The 22,304-nt window shown below is 34.3% G+C and carries 21 protein-coding genes and 1 pseudogene; 10 read left to right on the forward strand and 12 right to left on the reverse strand.

Going from position 1 to position 22,304, the window contains the following annotated elements; translation table 11 throughout:
• The first annotated feature begins 126 nt into the window (after window positions 1–126).
• From OOL05_RS06040 to OOL05_RS06050, 3 genes are all read left to right on the forward strand, one after another.
• On the forward strand, window positions 127–1,593 hold the full coding sequence (locus tag OOL05_RS06040; RefSeq protein ID WP_264730210.1) for a magnesium transporter: 1,467 nt from the start codon (window positions 127–129) through the stop codon (window positions 1,591–1,593).
• Between the two features lie 42 nt (window positions 1,594–1,635).
• Entirely contained in the window at window positions 1,636–2,106 is a 471-nt protein-coding gene (locus OOL05_RS06045) for a hypothetical protein (RefSeq protein WP_264730212.1), read from the forward strand.
• A gap of 86 nt (window positions 2,107–2,192) precedes the next feature.
• Window positions 2,193–2,654, forward strand: coding sequence for a hypothetical protein (locus OOL05_RS06050; RefSeq protein ID WP_264730213.1), 462 nt, complete (start codon window positions 2,193–2,195; stop codon window positions 2,652–2,654).
• A 77-nt stretch (window positions 2,655–2,731) separates the two neighbouring features.
• On the opposite strand, the gene ccmE is transcribed toward OOL05_RS06050, so the two are convergent.
• The 8 genes and pseudogenes from ccmE to OOL05_RS06090 form a co-directional block, all read right to left on the reverse strand.
• Window positions 2,732–3,124: a cytochrome c maturation protein CcmE gene (gene ccmE, locus OOL05_RS06055; RefSeq protein WP_264730214.1), complete on the reverse strand. Its 393-nt coding sequence runs from the start codon at window positions 3,122–3,124 to the stop codon at window positions 2,732–2,734.
• Entirely contained in the window at window positions 3,108–3,245 is a 138-nt protein-coding gene (locus OOL05_RS06060; RefSeq protein WP_007302385.1) for a CcmD-like small membrane protein, read from the reverse strand. Before OOL05_RS06060 ends, ccmE begins: the two co-directional genes overlap by 17 nt.
• Window positions 3,242–4,077: pseudogene (locus tag OOL05_RS06065) on the reverse strand (biotin--[acetyl-CoA-carboxylase] ligase). The gene OOL05_RS06060 and the pseudogene OOL05_RS06065 overlap by 4 nt, the downstream one beginning before the upstream one ends.
• A 4-nt stretch (window positions 4,078–4,081) precedes the next feature.
• Window positions 4,082–5,467, reverse strand: a complete 1,386-nt coding sequence (locus OOL05_RS06070) for an NADH-quinone oxidoreductase subunit N (protein ID WP_264730216.1) — start codon at window positions 5,465–5,467, stop codon at window positions 4,082–4,084.
• Window positions 5,464–6,906 carry a complex I subunit 4 family protein gene (locus OOL05_RS06075; RefSeq protein WP_264730218.1) on the reverse strand — a complete coding sequence of 481 codons (1,443 nt, stop codon included), beginning with the start codon at window positions 6,904–6,906 and terminating at the stop codon, window positions 5,464–5,466. Before OOL05_RS06075 ends, OOL05_RS06070 begins: the two co-directional genes overlap by 4 nt.
• A gap of 3 nt (window positions 6,907–6,909) precedes the next feature.
• Complete coding sequence (nuoL, locus tag OOL05_RS06080; RefSeq protein WP_264376131.1) at window positions 6,910–8,757, reverse strand: NADH-quinone oxidoreductase subunit L; 1,848 nt, start codon at window positions 8,755–8,757, stop codon at window positions 6,910–6,912.
• A gap of 4 nt (window positions 8,758–8,761) precedes the next feature.
• The gene (nuoK, locus tag OOL05_RS06085) at window positions 8,762–9,070 is read right to left on the reverse strand and encodes an NADH-quinone oxidoreductase subunit NuoK (protein WP_010404075.1); all 309 of its coding nucleotides are present in this window, start codon (window positions 9,068–9,070) and stop codon (window positions 8,762–8,764) included.
• Entirely contained in the window at window positions 9,061–9,648 is a 588-nt protein-coding gene (locus OOL05_RS06090; protein WP_029237644.1) for an NADH-quinone oxidoreductase subunit J, read from the reverse strand. The genes nuoK and OOL05_RS06090 overlap by 10 nt, the downstream gene beginning before the upstream one ends.
• 211 nt (window positions 9,649–9,859) lie before the next feature.
• On the opposite strand from OOL05_RS06090, the gene OOL05_RS06095 reads away from it, so the two are divergent.
• Both OOL05_RS06095 and OOL05_RS06100 read left to right on the forward strand, forming a co-directional pair.
• Window positions 9,860–10,246, forward strand: coding sequence for a WD_0964 family protein (locus OOL05_RS06095; RefSeq protein ID WP_264376132.1), 387 nt, complete (start codon window positions 9,860–9,862; stop codon window positions 10,244–10,246).
• A 158-nt stretch (window positions 10,247–10,404) separates the two neighbouring features.
• Window positions 10,405–12,318, forward strand: coding sequence for an ATP-dependent helicase (locus OOL05_RS06100; protein WP_264376133.1), 1,914 nt, complete (start codon window positions 10,405–10,407; stop codon window positions 12,316–12,318).
• A gap of 42 nt (window positions 12,319–12,360) precedes the next feature.
• Here OOL05_RS06100 and OOL05_RS06105 read toward each other — a convergent pair whose 3' ends face one another.
• Both OOL05_RS06105 and OOL05_RS06110 read right to left on the reverse strand, forming a co-directional pair.
• The gene (locus OOL05_RS06105; protein WP_007302377.1) at window positions 12,361–13,116 is read right to left on the reverse strand and encodes an alpha/beta hydrolase; all 756 of its coding nucleotides are present in this window, start codon (window positions 13,114–13,116) and stop codon (window positions 12,361–12,363) included.
• Between the two features lies 1 nt (window position 13,117).
• Window positions 13,118–13,642, reverse strand: coding sequence for a c-type cytochrome (locus OOL05_RS06110; RefSeq protein WP_007302376.1), 525 nt, complete (start codon window positions 13,640–13,642; stop codon window positions 13,118–13,120).
• 299 nt (window positions 13,643–13,941) lie between these two features.
• Between OOL05_RS06110 and ruvA the strand changes: the two genes are divergently transcribed.
• From ruvA to OOL05_RS06135, 5 genes are all read left to right on the forward strand, one after another.
• On the forward strand, window positions 13,942–14,514 hold the full coding sequence (gene ruvA, locus OOL05_RS06115; RefSeq protein ID WP_007302375.1) for a Holliday junction branch migration protein RuvA: 573 nt from the start codon (window positions 13,942–13,944) through the stop codon (window positions 14,512–14,514).
• Complete coding sequence (gene ruvB / locus OOL05_RS06120) at window positions 14,511–15,500, forward strand: Holliday junction branch migration DNA helicase RuvB (protein ID WP_007302374.1); 990 nt, start codon at window positions 14,511–14,513, stop codon at window positions 15,498–15,500. The genes ruvA and ruvB overlap by 4 nt, the downstream gene beginning before the upstream one ends.
• Before the next feature lie 267 nt (window positions 15,501–15,767).
• Window positions 15,768–16,985, forward strand: coding sequence for a hypothetical protein (locus OOL05_RS06125; RefSeq protein ID WP_264730222.1), 1,218 nt, complete (start codon window positions 15,768–15,770; stop codon window positions 16,983–16,985).
• Between the two features lie 227 nt (window positions 16,986–17,212).
• Window positions 17,213–17,377 (forward strand): hypothetical protein, encoded by a 165-nt coding sequence (locus OOL05_RS06130; protein WP_010404042.1) that lies wholly within the window; start codon window positions 17,213–17,215, stop codon window positions 17,375–17,377.
• A gap of 26 nt (window positions 17,378–17,403) precedes the next feature.
• The gene (locus OOL05_RS06135) at window positions 17,404–18,894 is read left to right on the forward strand and encodes a hypothetical protein (RefSeq protein WP_264730224.1); all 1,491 of its coding nucleotides are present in this window, start codon (window positions 17,404–17,406) and stop codon (window positions 18,892–18,894) included.
• A gap of 167 nt (window positions 18,895–19,061) precedes the next feature.
• On the opposite strand, the gene OOL05_RS06140 is transcribed toward OOL05_RS06135, so the two are convergent.
• Both OOL05_RS06140 and priA read right to left on the reverse strand, forming a co-directional pair.
• Complete coding sequence (locus tag OOL05_RS06140) at window positions 19,062–19,841, reverse strand: hypothetical protein (RefSeq protein WP_264730225.1); 780 nt, start codon at window positions 19,839–19,841, stop codon at window positions 19,062–19,064.
• A gap of 115 nt (window positions 19,842–19,956) precedes the next feature.
• A complete protein-coding gene (priA, locus tag OOL05_RS06145; RefSeq protein WP_264730227.1) occupies window positions 19,957–22,278 on the reverse strand; it encodes a replication restart helicase PriA in 2,322 nt (773 codons plus the stop codon).
• Between the last annotated feature and the right edge of the window lie 26 nt (window positions 22,279–22,304).

The following is a 22,304-nucleotide window of genomic DNA, read 5'->3' on the forward strand; positions in this document are numbered from 1 at the left end:
TCTATCGGGGTTTTATACTAATTCTCTAGTGATATTTGTTATTATGACTCCAATACATGCTAATTTAATTATAAATTAATCATTAAATGCTAGAATAGCTATAATTAAATTTATTAGATAATACTTATGAGTGGAAAAAAACATGTCTTTAAGATGGTACCTGGACAGCAATTTTCATGCGGATCTAGTGGATATGAAGTGTATTCTAACATTAAAAATCCTCAATCTATGAAAAAAGTCAAGCTTATATCGCTAAGTGAAGAAGACGATACGCTAGAATTATCTATAAAATTCTGTAGCGATTTTCTTGATAGATTAGGAATGTATTGCGTAGAAGAAAAACAAAACAGATATATTCTAGATGATCAACCTGGTTATTATAAGAACAGTAATTCATTTGCATATGACAATGATAGATTAGTTAAACTATCATTAAATTGGGGCACAGGAGATAAAACTGGTTATCATAATTTTGTAAGTGAAGAATTGAAGTACAAATATTTAACATGGGAGGAATCAGGTCTTGGTGACGATAAATATTATTTTTCAGATAAGGAAGGAAACATAATCGATTCACCTGACAACAAGATATTACAATACAGTATGCCACACCATGATACAGCAAAGGTGATAGAAGATATAACATCGTCTAAGATACCAAAGAGTGTACTAATATCAAGTGAGTTCGCCAAAACTTTTTTTAAGGGCTTAACAGAAAACCAACTAAAGACCCTTGCCAATACTCTTAGTAACGGGCAACTGCAAAAAATAATTCCTGAGCTGAGCTCAAACCAGTTGCAGGTCCTAGCAAAAAACTTAACAGATGGACAATTTCTAGCTTTAGTGGATCATTTAACCAATCATCAATTACAAGCCCTTACTCACACATTGGATTCAAAAAAGTTAGGAATAATAGTCCCCTTATTAAATGAGAATCAGGTTACGAACTTAGTAAAAGACTTTAACCTAGATCAAGTAAAACAAATTTTCCCTCACCTTAAAATGGATCAGTTCGAGATGATGATCAAGACAATGAGTAATGACCAGTTTGTAGAACTAATAAAAAATGCAAATGAGAAAATGATAAACACTATTTTGGACGACGCGTTGAAAAATAAACTTCCAATCTTAGTAAAAACTTTAGAAGAAGATACATTACATAATTTAATTAATAAGCTAGACCACGAGAAACTTGCAATAGTCGCTCGCGAGTTAACTGATTCTGATAAGATTAAGATAGTTATTAAGTCTTTAGTTGACAAACCAGAAAAACTTCAAGCTTTTGCTCATAGTATGTCTCATGAGCAGTTTAAAGAACTTTTGGATAACTTAGGTGCAGAAGAGCTGAAAGATATTATTCACAAACTGCCTCATGAGAAAGTCATGTCTGTGATTGGTAATCTTGGCAGTAAAGATCAGTCCAATGCTATCATTGATGAATTAAAAGGGAAACTTGACGAGCAGAGTAAACATAACGAGGAAATCAAGGAGATGCTCAAGCAAATCAAGGATGATATGCCAGGCACGTTTGAAGCTCCAGATTTTATAACAACAGTGGAAGACAGTAACGATTCAATGCTACTTGTATGGTAGCAATTTATTATGAAACCCAATTTTTTATAGGAGTAACTTATTATGAGTAAAAGCAATGCAGAATTATATTTTGGTGAAGGAGATAATTCAAATGATTTAGCACAATTTCAGAAACTTAAATTTAATAAACTAACGTTTTTAACACCAGAAATAGACACAGTAACTGAAAAAAAAACAAAGATGCAGTTTGATATAACTAAGGAAATGAGCAAAGACGACATTAATAAGATCCCATTTATATCTATAGATGCAAAATACTTAAAAAAGTTTTATGATGGCCTCATGAAAAGTATTGATAAATATAACACAGATTTAAACAATCAAATTGAAAATGGCATAGTGAAGTCACTGTCAGCAACTATAGATACTATAGGGAAAAATACAAAGACAATAAACGATAAACTTCAAAAGATTCGAAGTGATTTTGACGATTTTACTGCAGAGCAGCCAGGCTCGTTTGAAAGCTTCCCTCGATTATCTTATGCTACTGGCGAAGAGAACGGGTTGCTTTAATAAAAAAGGTAATAGCTTGCTAGCAGGCTGTTACCTCTTTTCACATACCATTTCAATGTAGCTGAGTTAATTTTATAGGAGTTAGCATGAATAATAGTAAACAAGAAAGCGAAAATAACTTTGAAGCAATAAACCAAATGAGCGATTTCAACTTTAAAGAAATAGACAATATAGAAGTTGAAGTTAAGCCCACAAACTTTGAGGACATTGAAGATAAAATTGCAACAATTCATTACGTCTATCAAGTTATGGATAAGTTAATCTACGATTTAAATGAGAAGTTTGTTTCGGGCTTGCGTGTCTCAATTATGGACAACATAGCACAACTTAGAGAAGAGTTTATTGATATGAACCAACACTTGGCCGAAGGTTTATCTCATTTGAATCAGTTAATTCAACAGGATGGATTTATTGATAATAATAAAAACTATAGAACATGGGCAGAAGAACTTGATCACCTAAGGGGAGAAGTTGAAGGATTAAAAGCAGCAATAATTGACCATAATAACGTAGAATGGGAAGCACCAACTCACTCTGATATATTATAGTAGTTAGGAAAGTAACAGCTTGCTAGCAGGCTGTTACTCTCTCTACATATCGTTTCAATACAGCTGCATTAGGAAATCTATTTTAGGACTTTCGGCTTATAGTTCTCATCATGTTTTGCAAACACCGTATCTGCAAGAAAGGTACCATTATCAAATATTTTACCTTGCACAACAACACCACTTTTTTCTGAAAACATTGGTGGAAGTATTCCCTGATATTTCACCATAATGCTCTTATTAAAATCTGTCATTTGAAAAACTACTTCGCTTTCGCTCCGTATCACGCTATTTTCAACAACCATTCCACCAACACGGATTGGCTTTTGATTATTTGGTAAAACTATTGCCTCACTTACTGTATAGAAAAATGAGATATTTTCTTTGAGCGTTGTTAAAATAAAAAAAACTGCACAACTTAAAAAGCAGAAAATTCCTGAAGTTATAAGTAATCGCTTATGTTTCTTCTTCATTATTATCTTTCAGGCTTTCTAGAATTTTTTTACTTTTAGTATAGCAAGAAACGGTAAAAATCAAATTTCCACCAATCAGTATGAAACTAATAAGGTAAGCAAAAATTACATATGTATTCATAATGCACTGCCAATAAATAACTCACCTGCATCAAAATAAATTAAGCTTCCATCCTTTTGCTGCAACAACAATTTACCACTTTTATCTATATCAGCAAAAATTCCTTCATACAATTTGTCAGCTAACTTTACACTGATTTGCTCATTCATTTTGAATGCTTTTTTTAACCACATTTCTCTTATAGCATAAAACCCATCAAATAGCCATTGCTTTCTTAGCTTATTAAAATTTATTATTAATTCCTTTAATAGATCCATGTTAGACACAGATTCACCGTAATTGCTAATGCACGTTGTGCCTGGCAGTGGCGCATGATTGACATTAATTCCAATTCCTATAATGAGCCAATTTGAATTGGATTTTTTTTCAAGCAATATTCCGCTTATTTTCTTGCTATCGATTAGAATGTCATTTGGCCATTTATGTTGAAGATTGAGATCGTTTATGAATTGATCTCTTGTCATCCCAGTGCGTGACACTGGGATCCAGAAGAAAAAGTATGGATTCCAGTGTCACGCACTGGGATGACACCGCAGTGGGTTTGATTATTCAAGAAATTTAACGATAATAAAGTATTTCCAACAGCAAGAGCAGTCACAAAAGTCAATTCTGTCAATTTGCTGACATCCGTTTCTTGGTTAATTATCAAACTTGCATAGAGATTACCCTCTGGAGAAATCCAGCTTTTTCCAGTGCGTCCCCTGCCTTCTGCTTGTTTATCGGCAATAATAATAGTTTCATTAGATATCCCTTTCTCAATTAAACCCAATGCTTCTTTATTAGTACTTGGAACTTCTTTGTAATGATAAATACGAAAACCTTCAAGGATCACCTTGTCAGCCCTTTAGTTTAATGAGTGAGTCAAGATCTTCTACATACAAGAAAAGAACGAGATTGATCAGTGAAGCCACTGAAGTGATAATGAATAGACCCTTAGAATAAGCAACCTTATTACCACTAGCTTTATCAAAATACATAACTTTCATGATATTTAAATAATAGTAGCATGATATCACACTCGCTGTTACAAGAATCAAAGACAGGCTGATAAAGCCAGAATTTATTAAACTTTTGAATATAAAAAATTTAGCGATAAAACCTGCAAGTGGAGGTATTCCCGACATCGAGAGTAATAGTATAGAAAGATGGAATGCTAAAATTGGTTGCTTTTTTCCTATACCAGATAAATTTGCAATATCACAATCATCATCGTCAATTTGTACGAGATATGAGAATAGCCCTATGCTTGTGATGATATATATCACCAAATACATTAAGGCACTATCTATTCCTGCTTGTGTAAAAATAGAAAGTGAAGCAAATATAAAACCAATGTGACCAATTGAACTGTAAGCAAACAGCCTTTTTAAGTTTTGCTGACGCAAGGCCCCAAAAGCTGAGATAAGCACAGACAATGCTGAAACGTATAAGAAAATAGGCTGAACATAACTTTTTACATTTACTAACTCTTCATTCATCAATCGAATTAAAAATGTTACAAGTGCAGCTTTTGGGGCCGTAGAAAAAAACGCAGTTACTATGGTAGGTGCACCTTGATAGACATCTGGAGCCCACATATGAAAAGGAGCAATAGCAAGCTTGAAACACAAACCAATAAGGATAAAAACTAACCCAAAAACTATTCCATAAGTTATCTGATGGTTTTGCAAGAATGAACCGAGCTCAGAGAAATTGACTTGTCCTGTATATCCATAAAGCAGCGACATTCCATATAGCATAATGCAGGAAGATAGTGCACTAAGTGTAAAATATTTCACTCCTGCTTCACATGAATAAGCTGAATCTTTATTAAAGCTCGCAAGAACATACAAAGATATACTCATCAACTCAAAAGCTAAATAAAAAGAAATCAGACTATTTGCTGAAACCAAAGTTATCATGCCAAATAGCGCAAAAAGAATCAGTATTGAAAATTCATATTTATAGTCATATTTTGATAAATTCAGCATCAAAAGTATTAAAATTCCTGTGCTGAGAATTAACCCTTGGGCTGACCTGATGTATAAATTGAGTTTTAACAACGAATTAAAGAGAAAAATTTCATTGTTTTCTGCCGAAATAATTAAAATAATCAAAGTTACCACTGTGCAGCCAAGTGCTAATAAGTTGATAGTTCGGCGGTTAAATATAATTCCAAGCAGTAGCAACACTAACGAGGAGATAATAGAGAACGTTTCCGGCAATATCTGTATATAATTCATAGCGCATTATATTTGACTAACAAATTTGCCATACATGGCTTCAAATAATTCAGTGCAAGGGTTGGGTAGAATCCAAGCAAAATAACAAACACTGCAAGCAGAATTAAGACAGAAAATTCTATGCTATCCAAGCGATTATTTAATAATTTAGAATAGCTAACCCCCCATATTATTTGCTTACATAAATTCAGCATATAAACTGCGCTTAAAATAGTGCCAAGTGCGATAAATCCTGTAAAAAACCCTATGCTCTTAAACATTCCAACCATAGCCAAAAACTCACCTGCGAACCCAGATGTTCCAGGTAGCCCTATTGAAGCCATTGAAAATAAAATGAACATAAAACCAAATTTTGGCATTGTGTTTACTATGCCAAAATATTTTGCAATCTCCAAAGTCCCAGTTCGAGTATATAGCATTCCAACACACAAAAATAAAGCAGCAGAAATAAGGCCATGACTAATCATTTGAAATATGCTACCCAGTACTCCTTCCTCACAAAATGAAAAGAGGCCAGCGGTAACGATCCCCATATGTGCTATTGAAGAATAAGCTATTAACTTCTTTATATCATCTTGAGCAAACGCAACTAGAGAAGCATATATCACCGCAATAATGCTCAGCACAACAACGAAATTTGAAAAATACAAACTTGCCTGAGGAAGCATTGGAATAGAAAATCTTAAAAATCCATATCCCCCCATTTTAATAAGCAAGCCAGCTAAAATCACAGATCCAGAAGTTGGTGATTGCACATGTGCATCAGGAAGCCAAGTGTGAAATGGAAACATCGGTACTTTTATTGCAAAAGAAATAAAAAATGCAATCCACAGCAATGACTGCACTTCAAGATCAAGGCTTGGCACTAATGTAGCTAATTTTTGTATACTAAACGTTCCAAAAACACTATAGATGTATACTAACCCCAGTAGAAATAATAATGAGCCAGTTAATGTATAAAGAAATAACTTAAACGTCGCATATATCCTTTGCTTCCCTCCCCAAATGCCAATAATAAAGAACATTGGTATTAAGACAGCTTCAAAAAACACATAAAAGCTTATAGCATTCAGTGAAACGAAAAAACCGACTACAAAACTCTCAAGCAGTAGAAATAATGCCATATAGGCTTTTAGGGTCGTATAACTCATTTTGCAATTATAGAGCATACAAATAACAAACAAGAAAGTTGTAAGCAGAAGGAAAAGCAACGATATTCCATCCACCCCTATTCCAATATCTCTTACTGGATAGCTGACAAACTGAAAGTCCGCATCGTTATAATCAAATTCTATACAAGCTACAATGCTAAGCAAAAATGGAAGTACAGCAAAAAATAGGGCAAGGAATCTTAAGTGTATAGATTGATGATTAATCCTGATCGAGGATAAAATCAACGCTCCTATCAGTGGAAGCAAGAATATACTAAGTAACAACACCTTCTATTTAATTCCAATAATATATAAAGCACCGATTATTAAAGTAACAAACATAATAAATGCATAATCAAATATATAACCAGTTTGTAACTTTATAGAACTTTTTGAACATTCATTAACCAACCTTACAACACCATTTGGTCCAAATGAATCAATAGCCTTAACATCAAACTTCCATAGAAGCCTAGATATAAACCTTATCGGTGCAATTATAACAAACTCATACACCTCATCAAAGTACCATTTATTCTGCAAAAACTTAAGTAAAAATTTACTCTTAATTTGCCTAATTACTTGATATTGGTAAATTAGGTACGCAAGTGCTATTCCACTTAGGCTTGCTAAGGTTGGCAGTAGTTTTATAAAGAAATTATGAACTCCATGCTCATCAATCATCACTAAACTTGATTTCCAAAACGCATTACTAGTTATGTTCAAAATATTTGCTCCCCATATTCCAGAAAATACTGATCCAAAAGCGAGTATCAGTAATGGTATAAGCATAATCTTTGGTGCCTCATGTATATTAATTTTACTTTGTTTTTGGCTGTGGAACACAAGAAGCAATAACCTCCAAGAGTAAAACGCTGTGAAGAATGCAACAACTAAGCTTATTACAAAAGCAAAGCTATCCGTGCTATAAGCATGTTCAATTATCAAATCCTTTGAGTAAAAACCTGCAAATGGAAATATTCCAGAAAGCGCAAGAGATCCAATCCACATGAGAGTATAAGTGCAAGGGATTTTCTTCCAGCAATTTCCCATTTTCTGAATGTTTTGCTCATGATGCATTGCATGAATCACATTGCCAGCACCAAGAAATAGTAGAGCTTTAAAAAAAGCGTGTGTCATTAAATGAAAAATAGCAACATTGTAAGCAGAAAGCCCACATGCCATGAACATATAACCAAGTTGACTGCAGGTTGAATAAGCAATTATTTTTTTTATATCGTTCTGAGTAATCGCAACCGTAGCTGCAAAGAAAGCAGTAAGTGCCCCAACAATAACTATTAATTCTCGTGCCACATTTGATAGCTCAAATAATGGAGAACATTTTGCTACTAAAAATATACCTGCTGTTACCATCGTTGCTGCGTGAATGAGTGCAGAAACAGGGGTTGGCCCTTCCATTGCATCTGGCAACCAAACATGTAAACCAAGCTGTGCAGATTTACCCATACAGCCAATAAAAAGTAATATGCATATTATATGAGTTACTTTGAATTCACAGCAGAATGCTCTAATGTTCTGTGTGCCAAGAAGATCAGTTGTATCAAAAACTTCAGTAAAATTCAAAGAGTGAAATGTATAATAAATAAGAAAGATTCCAATCAATAGTGCAAAGTCTCCTACCCTATTCACAACAAATGCTTTAATTGCTGCATTATTTGCAGAATATTTTTGGAACCAAAATCCTATGAGTAAATAAGAACACAGGCCAACCCCTTCCCAGCCAAAAAAAAGCTGCACGAAATTATCGCTTACAACCAGCACAATCATGCAAAACGTAAATAGCGATAGGTAAGAAAAAAACCTCGACTTCCCTTTGTCATGCTCCATATAACCGATAGAATAGAGGTGGACTACTAGTGAAACGGTGGTAATGACAATAAGCATTAAGGATGAGAGAGCATCCACACTAATTGCCCAATTTACTTTTAATACACTTAATGAAAATAGAGGAAATAAACTCAAGTGATAATTTTCAGAGAAGGTGAGAAAAACATACCAAGATAAAGCTGCAGATATTCCAATCCCTGCCGTTGTAACTAACTGACTTTTTCTAAAAAGTGCTGCAAATAGCGAACCAAAGAGTGGCAAAAATACTATTAATTTCAGTATATCCATCATACTTTCATTCTTTCATTAAGTTCGCTTGTTCAACATCTATATTGCCACGGCTTCTATAATATACAACCAATATTGCAAGCCCAACTCCTGACTCTGCTGCCGCAACAGTCAACACAAACATCACAAAAATTTGCCCAACTATATCATTCATAAAGGCAGAAAAAGCAACTAGATTGATATTAATTGCCAGCAATAATATTTCTATTGATAACAGTATATTGATTATGCTCTTACGGTTAATGAAAATACCACACACGCCAATAGTGAACAAAACAGCAGCAATTATCAAAAAGTGATTTAATCCTATTTCCATTCCACTCCTTTTCCAAATTTAGCCTTAATCAATTTTACAGATGAAGATTGTGTCAATTGCTTTAACACGTTCTGTTTTCTAACTCCTTTTTTCTTTTCCTGCAAAGTAAGAGCAATTGCACCAACAATTGCAACAAGCAGCAGAATACCAGAAAGATGAAAAGCGTACATGTAGTCAGTGTAGAGCAAATTACCGATAGCTTTCACGTTATTGTTATTATAGTTTATAACATTGCTTATATTCGGTTCTGAACTGCGAATTACAAAGCTGATGATTAGAAAAAACACAACACATAATATAGCACCAAGAGTGAAATGCTTTGCAAAACCCTGATGCAATCTTATGTAGTCAATATCGAGCATCATGACTACAAAGAGGAATAACACTGCAACTGCACCGATGTATACTATCAGCATCATCATAGCGATGAATTCAGCTCCAAGGAGAATAAAAAGAACTGCAGAATTAACGAAGGTGAAAATTAAAAATAATACTGCATGCACAGGATTCCTTACACTAATTACGCATACAGCAGATAAAATGCTAAGAATTGCAAAAAAATAAAAGAAAAAAGGCATCGATACTTTAACTGCAACAATAGTTACTAACTTAAAATAATTATTGCCGTAAAGTCAATATTATATTAAACGTTTAAAAACATTGTACTACAAGCTTCAGCTCCATTTTAAATTATTATATAGAGCATTTCCTCAGTCACACAAACACTCTTGACAATTTTAATTTATTAATGTACAATATATGCATGTTAATAGTCAGTAATAGCTCAAAATGTATAACATATTTGGTTACTTCGAAACTTGTGATAAGCAAAGTGGCAAGTTAGATGGCAAAAGTTATCAATACACCACAAGAGATCATGTGACAATTTACTTCAATAACACACTAGCCAGTTTAGGTGGATCATGGAGAGAATTTAAAGAAGAAGCATATGGGTTTATATATGATATCGGAGCTTGGTTGAAAGAAACATATGAAAATCTCACTGAACGACCTGAAATGCATAACTTCTATGTTCCAGAAAAACTTCCTGTTAAAGCTGAGGAAATAGAGATGAAGGAACTGAATCGTAAGCCTAAGCCATTCAAAACTCCACCTATCCAACCAACAAGCAGAAGCTCTAGTGCCAATACCTCAAATCAAGTTGTTGTTACTTGACATACACCTGAAGCTACTAAAACAAGATAGATAAAAAACCTACGTTTAAATATGTAGTACTTGAGTGAAGCATTCTTTAAACTGTTCTATTCAATAAAATCTTTACAATATTTGGATCATAGGTTTAACTTTACGAAGTTATAGTCTATAGGGCTTCAATGAACGATTATCTCTCACTGTTAAATCCAGAGCAACGATTAGCTGTAACTAACTTAAATGGGCCGATTTTGATACTGGCAGGGGCGGGAACGGGAAAAACAAGAACGATTACTTCAAGAATAGCGCACATAATTAGAAACGGTCACGCTTATTCTGATGAAATATTAGCAGTTACATTCACGAACAAAGCAGCAAATGAAATGATATCAAGAGTGCTTGAACTCACGGGCACAAACATACCATGGCTTGGCACTTTCCATGCAATTGCAGCAAAAATTTTACGTTATCATGCTGAAATTGTGGGCTTAAATTCCAATTTCACAATCATTGGTGTGGATGATCAATTACAGGTAATAAAAAATATTATTAATGAAATCAGCCCTGATTACCTATCAGAAAAATGTAAGACCATTATGAATATTATTCAGCAATGGAAAGAGAAGTGTTTATTGCCGTCTGAAGTGGAAGATGTTCAATCATTTAGGCAAGTATACGTGACTGCACTCAAAGTCTATCACCAGTATCAGGAAAGGTTAAAATTCCTTAACTCTGTCGATTTTGGTGACTTATTGCTATATAACATACAACTCTTTAATCAAAAGACCGAGGTTCTATCCTACTACCAAAACAAGTTTAAATATATCATGGTAGATGAATATCAAGATACAAATGCAATACAATATCTTTGGCTAAAATACCTTGCAAAAGAGCACTCAAATATTTGTTGTGTAGGAGATGACGATCAATCGATATACAGTTGGCGTGGTGCAGAAGTTGAAAATATTTTGAAATTTTCCGATGATTTTAAAAATGCAAAAACCGTTAAACTGGAGTGTAACTACAGGTCAACATCCCACATACTTGCAACTGCATCATATGTTATCAATCACAATAAGACTCGCTTAGAAAAAAAGTTGTGGACAACAAACATTGAAGGGGAAAAGGTAAATCTAATAAAATTATGGGACGGGAAAGCTGAAGCAAGGTTCATAAGCGAACAGATATTAAAGCTCAATAAATACAGATTTAGTGACATTGCAGTGCTCGTAAGAGCGACTTTTCAAACTAGAGTGCTCGAAGAGTATTTTATAAAATATTCAATTCCCTATAGGATTATAAGTGGCGTAAAATTCTACGAACGTCAAGAAGTAAGGGATATAATTGCATATTTGAGGCTTGTTACAAATAATAATGATGATCTCGCTTTTGAAAGGATCGTAAATCGTCCAAAAAGAAGCATAGGAGCTACAACTCTAAAGAAAATATACACGACTGCTCAGGATAACAAAATTTCTTTTTTTGAGGCAGCAAAAATATTGGTTAATAGTGATCAAGTAACCGAAAGAATTAAACTCTCACTAAATGATTTTTTAAATAAAATTAAAGCTTGGGAAGAAATAGTAAGCGTAAAACCACTGCATGAATTTGTTAAAATCGTAGCAAATCAATCAGGATATATGGAAATGCTTGAGAATGAAGGAGTGACGGGTTTAGCGCGAATAGAAAATGTTAAAGAGCTCATTTCATCTTTGAAGAATTTTGACAGCACTATAACCTTCTTGGAGCATATTAGTTTGGTGATGGAAGTGGATAATATGAATAGCGATGACACTGTATATGTTATGACTCTTCATGCGGCTAAAGGGCTTGAATTCCCGTGCGTGTTTTTACCTGGTTGGGAAGAAGGATTATTTCCTCATCAAAGATCTTTTGAAGATAAAAGTGGTAAAGCTTTAGAAGAAGAGAGAAGACTTGCATATGTTGGCATAACTAGAGCAAAAGAAAGGTTGATCATTTCATGTGCAGATAGGAGGGAAATTAATAATCAGTGGCAACCAATGCGCACTTCTCGATTTATTAAAGAATTGCCAAGAGAAAATGTTGAGGTGATCAAGAATAGTGCCTACTGTTGAAGCTATGACTGCAGCTCTTACGACAAACACATCTGAATTACTTCAATTATATATTTCTCCTGGCAAAAATTCTCTGATGGTCTTAAATAAAATTTTCAGTGAATGATTATCAGACATGTTGTGTTCTGCTGATTTTATTAAGTGTACTTCAACGTCTGTTGACTTAATTTTTTCAGCTAAATTCAATGAAGTTTGATAAGGAACATCTTTATCATTAATGCTATGCAATAAGCGCACAGGACAGTTTATATCTATTGCTTCTCTGTTTAAAAGAAGGTTCTTTCTACCGTCTTCGATCAGATTTTTAGTTATTTTGTATGCACAATGCTCCGAAGTAAAATCTATTACACCTTTAGAACCTAGTTCTTCTTTTTGCTTGCCTGACAATTGCTTGAATATCAAATCTTCAGTAAAATCAGGAGCAGACGATATGCCGATTAATGCTGCAATTTTTTCTGGAAATTGAAGAGCAGTGAGCAGCATCAGCCATCCTCCCATACTTGAACCTATAATTATTTGTTTATTGCTAGTTAATTCACTTATCACTTTAGCACAATTTTTTTGCCAATCACTTATTGTATAATCAGCAAAATCACCGCTTGAATTACCATGGCCAAAATAATCAAAGAGCACAAGTGCTATATCATTTTCTTGGCAAAATTTGTAAACGGCAGTTGCTTTAGTTCCATCCATATTGGATGCAAAACCACTAAAAAAAACTATAGAAGCCTTCTTTCCTTGTAGCTTTCGATATGCTATATGGCCATTACTTCCATCGAGTAATTTACAATAATTCATACTACTTTGGCAAGGCAACCGGACTATCGCTCATCGAACGCAAATAGCTGACTAGATCTGCAATCTCTTGTGGATTGGAAATGCCTGCAAATGCCATACGTGTACCTTTTATGTAGGCTTTTGGATTTTTTAAAAAAGCAAATAACTCCTCATACTCCCATTTCCCACCTTTTTCAAGTAGTGCTTTTGAGTAATTGAATGAGCTGCCAAGATGGGCCTTTTTATTTCCAACCACGTTCCATAAGTTTGGCCCCACTTTATTCATTCCACCTTTCTCAAAACTATGACAAGCTATACATTTTTTTGCTGCTGACTTGCCTTTTTCAAAGCTAGCATTCTGCATGAGCTCTCCAATATCAAGTGCCACTTGTTCAATCTTTTGTTGAGGCTCATTGCTGGCTGCTACTATTGTTTGGTGTTCAATTTTATAATCCTCTGGGTTGTAGAGCATATCAACTACATTACTAACTATCATAATTATTAATCCAGAAAGTAAAATCGATGCTGCAATCTTATTAAGCTCCATAGTTAATTCTTATCAAGTAATGTTACTTAAATTATGCAAATATTTTCGCAAACAGTAAACAATTACCTTTATTTCACCAAAGATAGAAATTTCTATTACTTAGCTAAGTTAGGAGACTGCAATTCTATTTCTATCGGAGTAACTTGTGGTTCAATTACATAATGATCTGGAATAACATATTAAAATAGATTTCCTGCAAACTTGTCTGCAATGATTGAAACTGGAACTACTTCTATAATGTTCGTTTGCTTGACCTAAGATTCAGGAGCATTTAAACTGAATTTTATAAAGTACTAGAAATGATAGGAAATCTAAGAGGAATAGTTGATGAGGTGTGTAGCGATCACATAATCCTGAATGTGAATGATGTTGGCTACATAGTATATCTTTCAGCCAAAACTTTAAGTGCTTGTTCGATTGGAAGTAGAGTAAAATTACTTATCGACACTTATGCAAATAGCAGAGAAAACGTTACTCAGCTATATGGCTTTATAAGTAAAGAAGAACAGCAGTGTCTGCGTTTATTAGTTAAAGTGAGCGGTGTCAGCTATAAAACCGCAATGTCAATTTTGAGCAAATTAACTCCAGAGCAACTGTTTTTGGCAATTATAAATGAGGATAAACTAGCACTTAAGGTGAGTGGACTTGGCCTGAAACTCATAAATCGAATTATTACTGAGCTGAATGGCAAAGTAAGTAAATTAGAGATAAATAACAATCATTTTCACTCAATTAGTGAAGATGCTCTTTCAGCTTTGATCAATCTTGGATATGAAAGAACAAAAGCTTATGATACAATAAAAAAAATAGAAGATGAATCACCAAACTTGGACACTAAAGATATTATTCGTATGGCGCTTAAAACAATATGAAGTCAATATCATGTAGTAAGGAATACTCTGAAGATGTACGTAATTTAAATATCCGGCCTGAGCAACTTGATGATTTTGTCGGGCAAAAAGACTTAATACAAAATTTAAAAGTGTTTATAAATGCTGCACAGACGAGAGCTGAAGCTTTGGATCACGTATTGCTCTATGGTCCTCCAGGGCTTGGTAAAACAACTTTAGCACAAATTGTCTCTAAGGAGTTAAGGGTTAGCTTTCGTGCAACTTCTGGTCCATTGCTTAGTAAAGCTGGGGACTTAGCTGCAGTGCTCACTACTTTAAATGCAAAAGATGTTCTATTTATCGATGAGATCCATAGATTAAATCGTAGCATTGAGGAAGTTTTATATACTGCTATGGAAGATTTTTGCCTAGATATACTAGTAGGTGAGGGCCCATCTACCAGAACTTTAAGAATAGATTTACCACCATTTACACTGATTGGGGCAACAACACGGCTTGGACTGCTTTCTGCACCGCTGAGGGATCGTTTTGGTATTCCCCTGCATCTTGAGTTTTATTCTTTTGAGGAACTGGTTGATATTATAAAAAGAGGTGCAAGAGTTCTTTGTGCTGAAATCGAAAAGGATGCTGTGCAGGAAATTGCCTGCCGCGCCCGTGGTACTCCAAGAATTGCTTTGAGATTACTCAGAAGAATAAGAGATTTTGTTGAAGTAAAAGATGATAAAAAAATTACCTGTGAAATTGCCGGTTCTGCACTATCAAAATTGGGTATAGATAAAATGGGACTAAATAAATTAGATATGGATTATCTGAGATTTTTGTTTAACACCTCAGGACCTGTTGGAATTGACACCATATCTATTGCACTATCTGAAGATGTTGGCAATATTGAAGAAACAGTAGAACCTTATTTAATCAAGGTCAGTTTTGTAAAGCGCACACCAAGAGGACGTGTTTTAACTGATCAAGCAAGGGAATATCTCAGCATTAATTCAGTGGTATGCTAGTATTATACTATATTTTAAACATTGTATAGTATTACACTAAACATTATAATATTCTTTTATTATATGATTTGCAGGTGTTTTAGAGGCAAATAAGAAAGTCTTCTGTTATAGTGAATATGTTCTTGAAAAATTACGTAATATATGCTAGGCTGTATATAGTATGAATGTAAAAATATCAATAATTTATTGATATTTTTTAAGATTAATACTTATTAAATACTTCATATTGTAAGATTGAGTTATTGTATTTTATAGACTTAAGATAAAATGGTAAAAAGCCTTCTAAACAATTATAGAAACAGTAATTCAATTAATGGAGAAAAAGCAATGAAAAATTTTTTAATCAATAACAACGAAGAGGACGGTAGCTCAATCTACATTAATCGAATCAGAGAGCAAGATCTCTCTGCAGAGCAGAAGCTCAATGAATTAAAAGGATTCATGGAGGAGCTTGCTAGGAAAGCTGAGCTCAAGAGAATAGAGCTTGAGCGTCAGGCTGCGAGTTGCATTGATGAAACATTATCTCAAGTAGAGCTACAGATACAAGATAATGAGGATTACTTTACTGATAATAATCAAGGGGTATTCGCAAATTTCTTTGAATCCCTCTTTAATCTTTTTGAAGTAAATGTAGATCCGAAAGTCTACAAAATGCTCAAGGAGAAGAAAGAGAAAAATCTGCTTCTTTCGATAATTAAGTTTTTGCGTGATAAGCTTAAGGAATTAGTTAAAAAGATCTTCAAAAAAGATTTAGATTTAAGTTGGGATAAAAGGCTAGACAAAGAGATAAAAGAATTGCAGGAGAAATTACTCAGCGGTGAGTTATCTCCTGAAGAAGAAATAGCAATACTCGAACGTTTGCAAGCGTTGCAAAATTTAAAATTGAAGCTTCAAACTTTTCTCGTGGGCTCAGTCATTGCAATGTTTGCAGAAATTTTTGCAGTTGATTTAGCAGCAGTAGTAGAGCAAGATGTAACTGAGGAAAAAAGAGACAAAAAAGCAGAAAAAACAGAATCAAAAGAAGTTCGTCAAGAAATAGAAACAAAAGTGAATGAAATCATACCAATTTCCCTATTTAATTTTTCATCTCAAGTTCCAATGCCAATTGTTCTAGACAAGCAAGAACGTGCTATTTTACCAAAGCCTATAGAAAAATTAGTAGACACTCTACCTAAACCTGTTATAAGTCACAAAAATAGTGAAGTACAAAAACTGGAAAAAATGAATAAAGAAAAGAAAGAAGCAAAAGAAGAGAAAACTGAAAAACCAAAATTAGCTGTCTGTCCACCCGCTCCAGAGCGACACAGGAGAGTGAAAAGGAACAACACAGAAAAGAAGGATTTAGGGGAGAAACGCAAAGGAGAAGAGTCTTCTCCTAAGAGTCAGCAAAAAGCTGCTAATGCTGCTGTGGAACTGCCAGGAGGATTAACTGAGGACGTAAAAGTTGAAAACCATGCTTCTTCAGTCAAAGAGAGAGGTGTGTAAAGGTTCTCTCTCTTTTTTTCATTCCAGACTGGTTTTTTATCTGGATTCCAGCATCAAGTGCTGGAATGACATGGCGGAATGTCATCTAAGTAGCTCTCTCTCTTGTCATCCCAGTCTGGAATCCAGGAGTATAAAAATGGTGAATAAAATTTATGTTAAAAAACTGCTTGTGCTAGTAGTTGATTCTTAATATACTCATTACATAATAATTTAATTTAGAGGTTGATATGCATGGCAATAATGATCCAAATAAAAAAGTACCTGATTCAGGGAGAGTAAAGATTGATCTGAGCAAAATAGATCCAAAGAAAATAGATGATTTTAGAGACATGATTAGACGTGAAGAGGAAAGAAAGAAAAATCAATCTAGTGGTCAGGGCAGCAGTAAATAATTATATTAGTTTAGGGGGGTGGCGTTATGCCTAATAAAAGTAAAATAAATCGAGAATTAGTAAAAGCGTTTAATAGTGTTCTTCTTTCTGATGAGACTGTTATTACTAATCTCACTGTAGAAAAAGATCATATTGTTCTCTCATTTGATAAAGATATGAATATTGGTCAGCGCAAAGACTACTTGAAAAATATGAGAGAGAGTATAGTAGGAAAGTTTTGTGGAGATAATGAAGATGAGGATGAAAAAGTTTTTGTCGAAAAGGCTGCCAATGATCTTTTTTATACAGACTCTTTTCCTTTTAACTTTAAGCAAGGAAAATGGACTACAGATAGTAGCAGACATAGGTTTTCAGTGCCAATTGAAAAAGAGGTAGTTTGTAATCTAAAATATTTGCTAGCTAATGAACTTATACGGTTTACAATAGCACGTATTATGGACGTTCATCCTAAAGGTCCAGATTATGTGAATGAAAATGTATACGATGTGGGTTTTGAAAGAAAATCTTATTTATACTGTAAGGGCTTTGATGATCAAGAATTAAAAGACTCTTTTGTAAAATCATTCTCATCGAGAATGGAAAGTTATGAAAATAGTCCTAAAAGATTTAAGGGTTTTTTAGAAGAGAAGGGGAATGATGTATATTTAAAGAAAGGCGTTTTTGATGATCTTAAGTTCGTCAAAGACATAGTAAGGCATGAAATAGACTTGACATGTCGTTGTTTTGATACTCCAAAAGGCGAGGTTGGAGCTATTGACATGCTGAAATTTGCAGTGGTTAATTTGTTTCGTAAAGCAAACATACCAGTTGATCGTATTGTACGTGACTCTTACTTAAACAGTAACAAAGATTTAGTTTTAATTCCTATTGTAAGTTATAATAATGAGGAGGGATATTTAACAAGAGAAGAAGTGAATCACGTTAATAATATGTTTGGTATGTATATATTAAATAGCTTTGAAGGTCGGACTTCACAGAAATCGCTATTGGGCAGTAAAGGAGTGTATGGAATAGATTTTGCTAACCCAGACATTGCTTACTGTGTGATGGATAAGATCACAGAGAGCTCTTTAATCAGCGAATATAAAGTTAAAGATAAAGATACAGGTAAAGATAAAGTTAAATATAAGCTATCCATTGATCCTGCGCGTGTGCCAGCTATGAAACCACAAACTCTTGCCCCTTCTGAAGAAAAAGTAGGGACGGATGGACCAAGTGCAGATACAAGTGCAGATAGTGGTTTTGGTGATTCACCTAAGAATTCAGTTATAGGTAAATCACATGCTAAAAACTCAAGCAAATTCCTTAGGCCCGACTACTATGGTGAAGGTAAAGGTGGGGATGATGCTTCGGCTAAAGATAGTGGCTTTGGCCCTTCTTCAGCACGATCTTCAGCACGATCTTCTTTTAATAAGCCCAAAACAACATTTAACCAACCTTCTATATCACAGCCTGACCAATGTTCTGCAAAAAAGCAGACATCAACTAATAAAACATCAATTTGCTCTATTTCATAGCTAAAGAAAATTAGACTATTTGAGGACGAATTGTGAATGAAAGGTTATGTATCCGTTTAGATGCATGTGAGACCAGTGCCTTCTTTCTTGTTATACAAGTAGCTGACACTGGGATCACACTTGATTATGCAAGAAATCTAATGTTAAAAAACTCACAGTTATTATTCTTATAGCATTGCTTCATTTGTATAAGCCTTTTCATGCTTGACAAAAGAGAGTTGAGGGTTAACAGCTTTTTCTATCGATTTAGCCTGTTTATAGTCTTGACTTAGGAAATATATAGACAGTCCAACTGCTATTCCAGCAACAAGAGCAGATACTGCGAGTGCGCATAATATAATAGTCATTGAAGGGACTAAAGCACCACCAACACCGAGTCCAATGCCAAGAAAAACTCCAGGTACAATGCCAATCAAACTATTACATCTAGCATCTCCTTTTTTCAATTTAGCTTGGTTTTTCATACATTCAATGAGTACTTCTCTTGTATTTCCTTGAGCTAAATCTAATGGAATTTGCTTATTTACATTCTCTATCAAAGGATTTGTAACATGTTCCAAAAGGGCTCTTATAGCACCAGTGTTATTATTTCTAACAGCTTGGTGTAATAACGTCTCTCGATCTTGATCTTGAAAATTGATCAATTTGTAGAAATACTGAGGAGTAACAGATCTATTCACCGCTTTATCTAAAATCTTCATCACGTTTTTAAATGACAATATCTCTGCTTTCTTAGACCTTGTACTATCGTATACAATGCAGTGTTGCAAAATAAGATACACCATCTTTTTTCTTATATCTACAGTATCCTCTATAGATAAAGCTGATTTAAATAACTCCTTATCAATAGGTATTTCGATATTTTTATTAAGAAATGCCTTCAATTCTCTAATTTTTTCTTTATGCTTTATCCCTGGCCTACAGACGATTTCAAGTAAAGTATTCATACCATCTCCTTATTCTAGTTATATCAATAATATAATAAACTCTAATAAAAGTCAAATCATTGATTAAAAAATTAATATAATTAATTCTGTGAATGTCAAATAAATTCAAATAACATCAAAAAAAACTCACAGGATCAACATCTATTGTTACTGCAATATTTGAATTCAAGTTGTAATTTTTAATCCAATATTTTAGCTTTTTCTTTATAGATAAACTATGTTTATTGTGTATTTTGAGTAGCACTCTATACCGATATTTATTATTTAAGAAATTTATTGCTGCTGGTGATGGGCCAAAAATTTCGAGTTCTTTTTTTCTAGTCACGCACTGGAATGACAACGCAGAAGGAATAGTAGCTGAACATTGATCATGCAAAAAGCTTGTTATCTCACTTGCTGCTTTCTGCGTTGCAAATTGATCCTTACCGCAAACTATAAGCGCTATTAATCTACTAAATGGTGGCATTTTAGCTTTGCGTCTTGACTCAAGTTCAACTTCATAAAACAAATCCCTTTTTTGCTGCTGCAATGCTTTTATTATCAAACTTTCAGGATTATTAGTTTGCACTATTACTGTTCCTTTTTCGTTGAACCTCCCAGATCTACCCGCAACTTGATGCAATAATTGATACGTCTTTTCTGCTGCCCTAAGATCAGAATTTTCAAGTCCTAAATCTGCATTTATCACTCCAACCAAAGTTAACTTAGGGAAATTATGCCCTTTGGCAATCACTTGTGTACCGATTATAATATTCACCTCTTCCTTAAGCACTGAGTCAATGACGCTACCAAGCGACTTCTGATCGCTGCTGATAATCGCAGTTTTTGCATTTGGTATTAATTTCACTATTTCTTCAACTAACCTTTCAATTCCCACACCATAAAGAAGCAATGACTGCTCACTTTGACAATTGGAGCATTTTTCTGGAAGTTTTGATTGATAAGAACAATGGTGACACAAAAGGACGTTCTTCTTTTTGTGGTATGTAAGCCAGACAGCACAATTTGAGCAGGAAATTTTGTATCCACACTTTTTACAAACTGCAAGTTGTGCGTATCCTCTGCGGTTTAGAAAGAGCATAACTTGCTGTTTTTTCTCTATGGTTTGTTTTATTCCTTCGAAAAGTTCATTGGAAATCCATTGCTTATTATTTACTACTTTTATTTGTGGCAACTCTGCACCACCGAATCGTTTAGTCAATTTTACATGATTGTAATTCCCTTTTTTAACATGATAAATTGTTTCAAGTAGCGGAGTGGCGGATGATAAAATAATCGAAATATTTTCGAGCTTGGCTAAGATAATGGCCATATCTCGAGCATTATATATAATCCCCTGTTCTTGTTTAAAGGATGAGTCATGCTCTTCATCAATGATGATTAATTTTAGGTTTTTATAAGGTAAAAAAAGTGCTGACCTTGCCCCAATAATGATCTGCGCACTTCCATTTGCAATACTAAGCCAATTATTTCGGCGAGCTTTGGGAGTAAGTCCTGAATGCCACTCAGCTATATTGCAAGATGTCTGACTGCGAACACGATTTACCAATTGTGAAGTTAGGACAATTTCTGGCAGAAGGATAAGGACTTGTGCATTACCTCCTTCTGTTGTCATTCCAGTGCTTGGCAAAGGCAGTATGCTAAGTGTTACAGTGGGTTTTGCCTTAAATACAAAGGTGTCATTCCAGTGTTTATCCAGGAATTTTGATTCTAAATTAGGTATTGGTCTTAAATTAAAATAAACGTTTGTGATGAGATTATATGAAAAACTGGATCCCAGTGTCGGAGCACTGGGATGACAAGAGAAGAGGGCACCTGGATGACAAGAGAAGAGAGCATTGGAATTGCAAAAAAAGTAGGCACTGGGATGACAGGAGAAGGAAACACTGGAATTACAGGAGAAGGATAGACAATGTTCGTAAATACTATGATTCTTAATTAACTGTGAAATTACAGAGAGATAAACTTCCGTTTTCCCAGACCCGGTTTCACCGTCAAGTAAAGTCACTGAATACTCACTCAAATTACTTATTACTTTATCGCGAGCTACTTGCTGTTCAGGGTTTAATTGGTAGTCTATTTTGCTTATTTCCTGCTTTTGTTCAGCATAAACTAGTTTATTTATTTGATTTACTTTTAGCACTCCCCCCATTATCACTTTCGCAAGCATACCAATAGGTATTACATTATACTGCGCAACCCACTCTGCAAATTCGATCAGTTTTGGTCTGATGCTCGGTAAATCGACCTTTTGTTCAATAAATTTTAATTCTCGATCGCTTTTGCTACTTTCTCTCCAAACTATTCCAATCAAACGCTTTCTGCCAAACGGCACCACTACGTAATCTCCAATTGAAATTTCAGTATCTTTCTCAATTGCATATGAAAATAGCTGATCAATTGGAAGTGGTAGTAATACGTCAACTGTTCTTGTCATAAGTTAGCGCTGTTTTTAGATACATA

Source organism: Wolbachia endosymbiont (group B) of Episyrphus balteatus (assembly GCF_947250575.1).
GTDB lineage: Bacteria > Pseudomonadota > Alphaproteobacteria > Rickettsiales > Anaplasmataceae > Wolbachia.

Excerpts from the sequence above, each read along its gene's own strand:
- OOL05_RS06040 (WP_264730210.1), top strand. The coding sequence starts at position 127 with ATGAGTGGAAAAAAACATGTCTTTAAGATGGTACCTGGACAGCAATTT.
- OOL05_RS06045 (WP_264730212.1), top strand. The coding sequence starts at position 1,636 with ATGAGTAAAAGCAATGCAGAATTATATTTTGGTGAAGGAGATAATTCA.
- OOL05_RS06050 (WP_264730213.1), top strand. The coding sequence starts at position 2,193 with ATGAATAATAGTAAACAAGAAAGCGAAAATAACTTTGAAGCAATAAAC.
- ccmE (WP_264730214.1), bottom strand. The coding sequence starts at position 3,124 with ATGAAGAAGAAACATAAGCGATTACTTATAACTTCAGGAATTTTCTGC.
- OOL05_RS06060 (WP_007302385.1), bottom strand. The coding sequence starts at position 3,245 with ATGAATACATATGTAATTTTTGCTTACCTTATTAGTTTCATACTGATT.
- OOL05_RS06070 (WP_264730216.1), bottom strand. The coding sequence starts at position 5,467 with ATGAATTATATACAGATATTGCCGGAAACGTTCTCTATTATCTCCTCG.
- nuoL (WP_264376131.1), bottom strand. The coding sequence starts at position 8,757 with ATGATGGATATACTGAAATTAATAGTATTTTTGCCACTCTTTGGTTCG.
- nuoK (WP_010404075.1), bottom strand. The coding sequence starts at position 9,070 with ATGGAAATAGGATTAAATCACTTTTTGATAATTGCTGCTGTTTTGTTC.
- OOL05_RS06090 (WP_029237644.1), bottom strand. The coding sequence starts at position 9,648 with ATGCCTTTTTTCTTTTATTTTTTTGCAATTCTTAGCATTTTATCTGCT.
- OOL05_RS06095 (WP_264376132.1), top strand. The coding sequence starts at position 9,860 with ATGTATAACATATTTGGTTACTTCGAAACTTGTGATAAGCAAAGTGGC.
- OOL05_RS06100 (WP_264376133.1), top strand. The coding sequence starts at position 10,405 with ATGAACGATTATCTCTCACTGTTAAATCCAGAGCAACGATTAGCTGTA.
- OOL05_RS06105 (WP_007302377.1), bottom strand. The coding sequence starts at position 13,116 with ATGAATTATTGTAAATTACTCGATGGAAGTAATGGCCATATAGCATAT.
- OOL05_RS06110 (WP_007302376.1), bottom strand. The coding sequence starts at position 13,642 with ATGGAGCTTAATAAGATTGCAGCATCGATTTTACTTTCTGGATTAATA.
- ruvA (WP_007302375.1), top strand. The coding sequence starts at position 13,942 with ATGATAGGAAATCTAAGAGGAATAGTTGATGAGGTGTGTAGCGATCAC.
- ruvB (WP_007302374.1), top strand. The coding sequence starts at position 14,511 with ATGAAGTCAATATCATGTAGTAAGGAATACTCTGAAGATGTACGTAAT.
- OOL05_RS06125 (WP_264730222.1), top strand. The coding sequence starts at position 15,768 with ATGGTAAAAAGCCTTCTAAACAATTATAGAAACAGTAATTCAATTAAT.
- OOL05_RS06130 (WP_010404042.1), top strand. The coding sequence starts at position 17,213 with ATGCATGGCAATAATGATCCAAATAAAAAAGTACCTGATTCAGGGAGA.
- OOL05_RS06135 (WP_264730224.1), top strand. The coding sequence starts at position 17,404 with ATGCCTAATAAAAGTAAAATAAATCGAGAATTAGTAAAAGCGTTTAAT.
- OOL05_RS06140 (WP_264730225.1), bottom strand. The coding sequence starts at position 19,841 with ATGAATACTTTACTTGAAATCGTCTGTAGGCCAGGGATAAAGCATAAA.
- priA (WP_264730227.1), bottom strand. The coding sequence starts at position 22,278 with ATGACAAGAACAGTTGACGTATTACTACCACTTCCAATTGATCAGCTA.